Source organism: Sphingomonas sp. HT-1, assembly GCF_048568905.1.
Classification (GTDB): Bacteria; Pseudomonadota; Alphaproteobacteria; order Sphingomonadales; family Sphingomonadaceae; genus Sphingomonas.
In genome coordinates, this window is sequence record NZ_CP183770.1 from 186,501 (window position 1) to 192,500 (window position 6,000).

The following is a 6,000-nucleotide window of genomic DNA, read 5'->3' on the forward strand; positions in this document are numbered from 1 at the left end:
CCAACCCCTATTTAGGCGTTCGGCCCGGCTTCCTCAAGGGCTAATGCCACGGCTTCCAATCGATCGGCGATCCGCTCCAGCAGCAGGGGCGATGCGTCTTGCACCGGGCGGGTCTCCGCCTCGTCCAGCGCGTCCGCCAGGATCAGCACCAGGTAAAGCAGCGTCCGTTCGCTGCCCAGCCCACCGGCGGCGCGATGTGCCGTCTCGGCATGACGGGCGATCCGCGCCTCGATGTGGCGCAGATGCGGCTCGTCTTCCTCGCGCGCGGAAACGGAATAGGTACGACCGGCGATCTGGAGCGTGATTTCCGCCATCAGTCGGCACCCAGTGCGGCGTCGGCGTCAGCATCGGCGCCCGCTTCGGGCTCGGCTTCGTTTTCGCGGGCGATCAGTTCGTCGAGGTCGGCGATCGCCGTTTCGATCCGCCCACGCAATCGCGCATGCCGGCGCTCCAGCTGGGCCGCGGCATAGGCGCGCTTGGCGGCGGCGGCTTCGATACGCGCCAGCGCTCGCTCGATCCGGTCTGCTACAAGGTCGGACATCATCAAATCGGATAGCATGGATCGCCGCGTCCACAACCCTGCCATTCGCAGCCTATCGCAGGGGTGCGGCGGGCGAACGGTTGACGTGGGGCGTCGGCGCTTCCAAAGGCGTCCGCGACGAGACGGGGAGTATCACGTGACAGCATCCTTCGCCGATTGCGCCAATGCCATCCGCGCACTTTCCATGGACGCGGTTGAGGCCGCAAATTCGGGGCACCCCGGCATGCCGATGGGCATGGCCGACGTCGCGACGGTCCTGTTCCAGCGCTATTTGAAGTTCGATCCCGCCGATCCCTATTGGCCCGATCGCGATCGCTTCGTGCTGTCGGCCGGCCATGGCTCGATGCTGCTCTATTCGCTGCTGCACCTCACCGGCTATGCCCGCCCGACGCTGGAGGATATCAAGAACTTCCGCCAGGTCGGCAGCCCCTGCGCCGGCCATCCGGAGAATTTCGAACTGGCGGGCGTCGAATGCACCACCGGCCCGCTGGGCCAGGGCCTGGCGATGGCCGTGGGCATGGCGATCGCCGAGCGGCACCTGAACGCCACCTTCGGCGACGATCTCGTCGACCACCGCACCTGGGTGATCGCCGGCGACGGCTGCCTGATGGAAGGCATCAACCACGAAGCGATCGGCATCGCCGGGCACCTCAAGCTCAACCGCCTGATCGTGCTGTGGGACGACAACAAGATCACGATCGACGGTGCGGTCTCGCTGTCGTCGGTCGAGGATATCCCCGCGCGCTACCGCGCCACCGGCTGGAACGTGCTCGAATGCGACGGCCATGACGAGGCGGACATCACCCGCGCGCTCGACGCCGCCATCGCCAGCGACAAGCCGGTGCTGGTCCAGTGCCGCACCGTGATCGGCAAGGGCGCGCCGAACAAGGAAGGCACGTCGAAGGTCCATGGTTCGCCGCTGGGCAAGGACGAAGTCGCTGCCGCCCGCGCCGCGCTCGGCTGGAACCACCCGGCGTTTGAAATCCCCGGCGAGATCCGCGACGCCTGGATTGCCGCCGGTACCCGTGGCGCCGCGCCGCACGCCGCCTGGAAGGAGCGTTTGGCCGCGCATCCGGATCGGCTTGGCTGGGAACGCCGTGGCGATGTGCAGCCGAACCTGCTCCAGCCGCACATCCAGCAACTGATCGCCAACCCGCAGAAGGTCGCGACCCGCAAGGCGTCCGAACTGGCGCTGGAAGCGGTCAATGCGATCCTCGACGAGACGATCGGCGGCTCGGCCGACCTCACCGGCTCGAACAACACGCTGACCAAGGGACTCCAGCGGCTCGACGCCGACAATTATGGCGGCCGCTACCTCAACTACGGCATCCGCGAATTCGGCATGGCTGCCGCGATGAACGGCATGGCGTTGCATGGCGGCGTGATCCCCTATGGCGGCACCTTCCTGGTCTTCGCCGATTATGCCCGCGCGGCGATCCGCCTCTCGGCGCTTCAGCACGCTCGCGTCGTCTATGTGATGACGCATGACTCGATCGGCCTCGGCGAGGATGGCCCGACCCACCAGCCGATCGAGCATCTGATGAGCCTGCGCATGATCCCGAACCTCGACGTGTGGCGCCCGTGCGACGTCGTGGAGACGGCGGAAGCCTGGGAAGCCGCGCTCGCCAAAACCGATGGCCCCGCGCTGATCGCGCTCAGCCGCCAGAACCTGCCGCAGCTTCGCAGCGAAGCGGCCGAGAACCGCTCGGCGCGCGGCGCCTATGCGCTGCTGGAGGCGGAAGCGCCCCGCAAGGTGGTGCTGCTCGCCACCGGTTCGGAAGTGGAAGTAGCGGTTGCGGTGCGCGAGGCGCTGGAAGCCGAGGGCATCGGCGCAGATGTCGTTTCGGTCCCCTGCTTCGAACGCTTCGAGGCGCAGGACGCGGCCTATAAGCGCGACATCCTGCCGGCGGACGCGCTCAAGGTCTCGATCGAGGCCGGCGCCACCTTCGGATGGGAGCGCTATACCGGTACCGACGGCCTGCGCTTCGGCGTGGATAGCTTCGGTGCTTCGGGCCCCTATCTACGGCTCTACGAACATTTCGGTCTCACTGCGGGCGCTATCGTGCCGCAGATCCTCGCTAAGCTGAACGGAGAACAGGCATGACGAAGGTTGCGATCAACGGTTTCGGACGGATCGGCCGTCTGGTGGCACGCGCGATCCTCGAGCGCCCGGAAAGCGGCCTTGAGCTCGTGACGATCAACGATCTGGCGGATGCCAAGTCGAACGCCTGGCTGTTCTCGCGGGACAGCATCCACGGCAAGTATCCGGGCACCGTCGAAGCCGACGGCAACGACATCGTCGTCGATGGCAAGCGCATCAAGGTGACCGCCGAGCGTGATCCGGCGAACCTGCCCCACGCAGAAAACGGCGTCGACATCGTTCTCGAATGCACCGGCTTCTTCACCGATCGCGCATCGGCCCAGAAGCACATCGACGCAGGCGCCAAGAAGGTGCTGATCTCGGCACCCGGCAAGAATGTCGACCTCACCGTCGTCTATGGCGTGAACCACGACAAGCTGACCGCCGAACACACGATCGTCTCGAACGCGTCGTGCACCACCAACTGCCTGGCGCCGGTCGCCAAGGTCCTCAACGACGCGATCGGCATCGAGCGCGGCCTGATGACCACGGTCCATGCCTATACCAACGATCAGAAGATCCTCGACCAGATCCACCCGGATATGCGCCGTGCGCGCGCTGCCGCGATGTCGATCATCCCGACCACGACGGGCGCCGCCCGCGCGGTGGGCGAAGTGCTGCCGGAGCTCAAGGGCAAGCTCGATGGTTCGGCCGTTCGCGTGCCGGTGCCGGACGGCAGCCTGGTCGACCTGACCTTCCAGCCGAAGCGCGACACGACCGTCGAGGAAGTGAACGCAGTGCTGAAGGCAGCCTCGGAGAGCGGCCCGCTCAAGGGCGTGCTGGTCTACACCGCCGATCCGATCGTCTCGGCCGACATCGTGCACACGCCCGCTTCGTCGACCGTCGACAGCCTGGAAACCGCAGTGATCGACGGCAAGCTGGTCCGCGTGGTCAGCTGGTACGACAATGAATGGGGCTTCTCGAACCGCATGATCGACACCGCAACCGCGATGGCGAAGCTCTGATCTAAATGCCCCCGTCTAGGCGGGGGCACTTCGGAAATTCCCCTCCCGCTTGCGGGAGGGGCTAGGGGAGGGGAGGACGGTTGCACGGCCGATCGGCCCGCGTTGCAACCCCTCCCCCGGCCCCTCCCGCAAGCGGGAGGGGAGCGCACGTCGCTAGCGACGGACATACAGCACGCGAGGGGTTCAGCATGGCGCGCAATTTCAAGACGCTCGACGACATGGGCGATATCACCGGCAAGCGAGTGCTGGTCCGCGAGGACCTCAACGTGCCGATGGCCGATGGCAAGGTAACCGACGACACCCGACTGCGCGCCGCGATGCAGACCGTCGCCGAACTCGCCGATCGTGGCGCCAAGGTGCTGGTCCTCGCCCATTTTGGCCGCCCCAAGGGCAATCCGAGCCCGGAATTCTCGCTGTCGCAGGTGGTGAAGCCGTTCGAGCAGGTGCTCGGCCGCTCGGTTCGCTATATCGACTGGGAAGGCGATGCCGCGTCGGTCGCGATGCTGAACGACGGCGACATCGCGCTGCTCGAAAACACCCGCTTCTTTGGTGGCGAGGAAAAGAACGATCCCGCCGTGGTCGATCGTTTCGCGTCGCTCGGTGACCTTTATGTCAACGACGCCTTCTCCGCCGCGCACCGCGCCCACGCCTCGACCGAAGGCCTTGCCCACAAGCTGCCCGCGTTCGCCGGCCGCCAGATGGAAGCCGAGCTCGACGCGCTCGACAAGGCGCTGGGCAATCCCGAGCATCCGGTGGCAGCGGTGGTCGGCGGCGCCAAGGTCTCGACCAAGCTCGACGTGCTCAAGCATCTCGTCGCCAGGGTCGATCACCTGATCATCGGCGGCGGCATGGCCAACACCTTCCTCGCCGCGCGCGGCGTCGATGTCGGCAAGAGCCTTTGCGAGCACGACCTGACCGGCACCGCCGAGGAGATCCTGGATGCCGCCGACGCCGCCGGCTGCACCGTCCACCTGCCGTACGACGTGGTGGTCGCGAAGGAATTCCGTGCCAATCCGCCGGTGCGCACCGTCAACGTGCATGAAGTCGCCGCCGACGAGATGATCCTCGACGTCGGCCCGGCGGCGACCGAGGCGCTGGCCGACGTGCTCAAGACCTGCAAGACGCTGGTGTGGAATGGCCCGATGGGCGCGTTCGAGATCCCGCCGTTCGACGCGGCGACGGTGTCGCTCGCCCGCACCGCCGCGGCGCTCACCAAGGAAGGCCAGCTTGTTTCCGTCGCCGGCGGCGGCGACACGGTGGCGGCGCTGAACCAGGCCGGCGTGGCGGGCGAATTCAGCTTCGTCTCCACGGCGGGCGGTGCCTTCCTCGAATGGATGGAAGGCAAGGAACTTCCCGGCGTCGCGGCACTGCTGGGCTGAGGCACGGTTCAACGACAGGGAAGGGCGGGACGCTACGGCGCTCCCGCCCTTCTTGTTTAAGCACGCCGCCATGCGATTCTCTGATCTTCGCAGGCGGTGGACGGTTCGATGCAATGGTATCGCGTCAATAAGACAGCACCTGCTAACCAAAAAGATACCAATTTCATGGCAGGTGTTGGAGCTGTTCCGCAGATGCGAAATAACTTTCGCTCCGCAGCATGTGGCCAACGTTGTCAGCCTTTTCGGGACCAATTCGGCGCGATAGGGACCCCGCATCGATTACCAATGAGGGGAAGATCATGGGCATCACGCCGGCCGTCAAAGCGATCCTCGACAATTACGGCACCGACAATCCAGGGGTGAAGGCGAATCTTGCGCGCATCCTGATGCAGGGCCGGCTCGGCGGCACGGGCAAGCTGATCATCCTGCCAGTCGATCAGGGTTTTGAACACGGCCCGGCGCGCAGCTTTGCGATCAACCCCGACGCTTATGATCCCCATTACCATTTCCAGCTTGCGATCGATGCCGGGCTTTCGGCCTATGCGGCGCCACTCGGCATGATCGAGGCGGGGGCCGACGCCTTTGCCGGCCAGATCCCGACGATCCTCAAGGTCAACAGCTCGAACAGCTGGGCGACCGGCATCGACCAGGCGGTGACCGGCGGCGTCGATGATGCGCTGCGGCTCGGTTGCTCGGCGATCGGCTTCACCATCTATCCGGGCGCGGACGGCGTGTTCGAGATGATGGAAGAGATCAAGGAAATGCGCGCCGAGGCGGCTTCGGTCGGCATCGCCACGGTGATCTGGTCCTATCCGCGCGGCGGCAAGCTGACGAAGGATGGCGAACTGGCGCTCGATGTCGGCGCCTATGCCGCGCACATGGCGGCGCTGCTCGGTGCGCACATCATCAAGGTGAAGCTGCCCAGCAATCATGTCGAGCAGGCCGAGGCCAAGAAGCTCTATGAGGGCACCGACT

General features: G+C 65.9%; 6 protein-coding genes (1 of these 6 cut by a window edge). 4 read left to right on the forward strand and 2 right to left on the reverse strand.

The features are described from left to right. Positions 1–11: 11 nt before the first annotated feature. A complete protein-coding gene (zapA, locus tag ACNFJ7_RS01000; RefSeq protein ID WP_019370389.1) occupies positions 12–314 on the reverse strand; it encodes a cell division protein ZapA in 303 nt (100 codons plus the stop codon). Then, positions 314–541: a hypothetical protein gene (locus ACNFJ7_RS01005; RefSeq protein ID WP_236704527.1), complete on the reverse strand. Its 228-nt coding sequence runs from the start codon at positions 539–541 to the stop codon at positions 314–316. Before ACNFJ7_RS01005 ends, zapA begins: the two co-directional genes overlap by 1 nt. Positions 542–677: 136 nt before the next feature. Here ACNFJ7_RS01005 and tkt point away from each other — a divergent pair, with 136 nt between their 5' ends. The 4 genes from tkt to ACNFJ7_RS01025 form a co-directional block, all read left to right on the forward strand. Then, complete coding sequence (gene tkt, locus ACNFJ7_RS01010; RefSeq protein WP_019370391.1) at positions 678–2,645, forward strand: transketolase; 1,968 nt, start codon at positions 678–680, stop codon at positions 2,643–2,645. After that, entirely contained in the window at positions 2,642–3,646 is a 1,005-nt protein-coding gene (gene gap / locus ACNFJ7_RS01015; protein ID WP_019370392.1) for a type I glyceraldehyde-3-phosphate dehydrogenase, read from the forward strand. Before tkt ends, gap begins: the two co-directional genes overlap by 4 nt. Positions 3,647–3,834: 188 nt before the next feature. Next, the gene (locus ACNFJ7_RS01020) at positions 3,835–5,025 is read left to right on the forward strand and encodes a phosphoglycerate kinase (RefSeq protein WP_019370867.1); all 1,191 of its coding nucleotides are present in this window, start codon (positions 3,835–3,837) and stop codon (positions 5,023–5,025) included. A gap of 299 nt (positions 5,026–5,324) precedes the next feature. Beyond that, a protein-coding gene (locus ACNFJ7_RS01025) for a class I fructose-bisphosphate aldolase (RefSeq protein WP_019370868.1) crosses the window boundary here: on the forward strand, positions 5,325–6,000 show its 5' portion. It continues 242 nt past the right edge of the window; the window shows 676 of its 918 coding nt (coding positions 1–676); it begins with the start codon at positions 5,325–5,327; its stop codon lies off the right edge, out of view.

Bases quoted from the DNA above. Each gene is read 5' to 3' on its own strand.
- gap (WP_019370392.1), top strand. From the start codon at position 2,642: ATGACGAAGGTTGCGATCAACGGTTTCGGACGGATCGGCCGTCTGGTG.
- zapA (WP_019370389.1), bottom strand. From the start codon at position 314: ATGGCGGAAATCACGCTCCAGATCGCCGGTCGTACCTATTCCGTTTCC.
- ACNFJ7_RS01020 (WP_019370867.1), top strand. From the start codon at position 3,835: ATGGCGCGCAATTTCAAGACGCTCGACGACATGGGCGATATCACCGGC.
- ACNFJ7_RS01005 (WP_236704527.1), bottom strand. From the start codon at position 541: ATGTCCGACCTTGTAGCAGACCGGATCGAGCGAGCGCTGGCGCGTATC.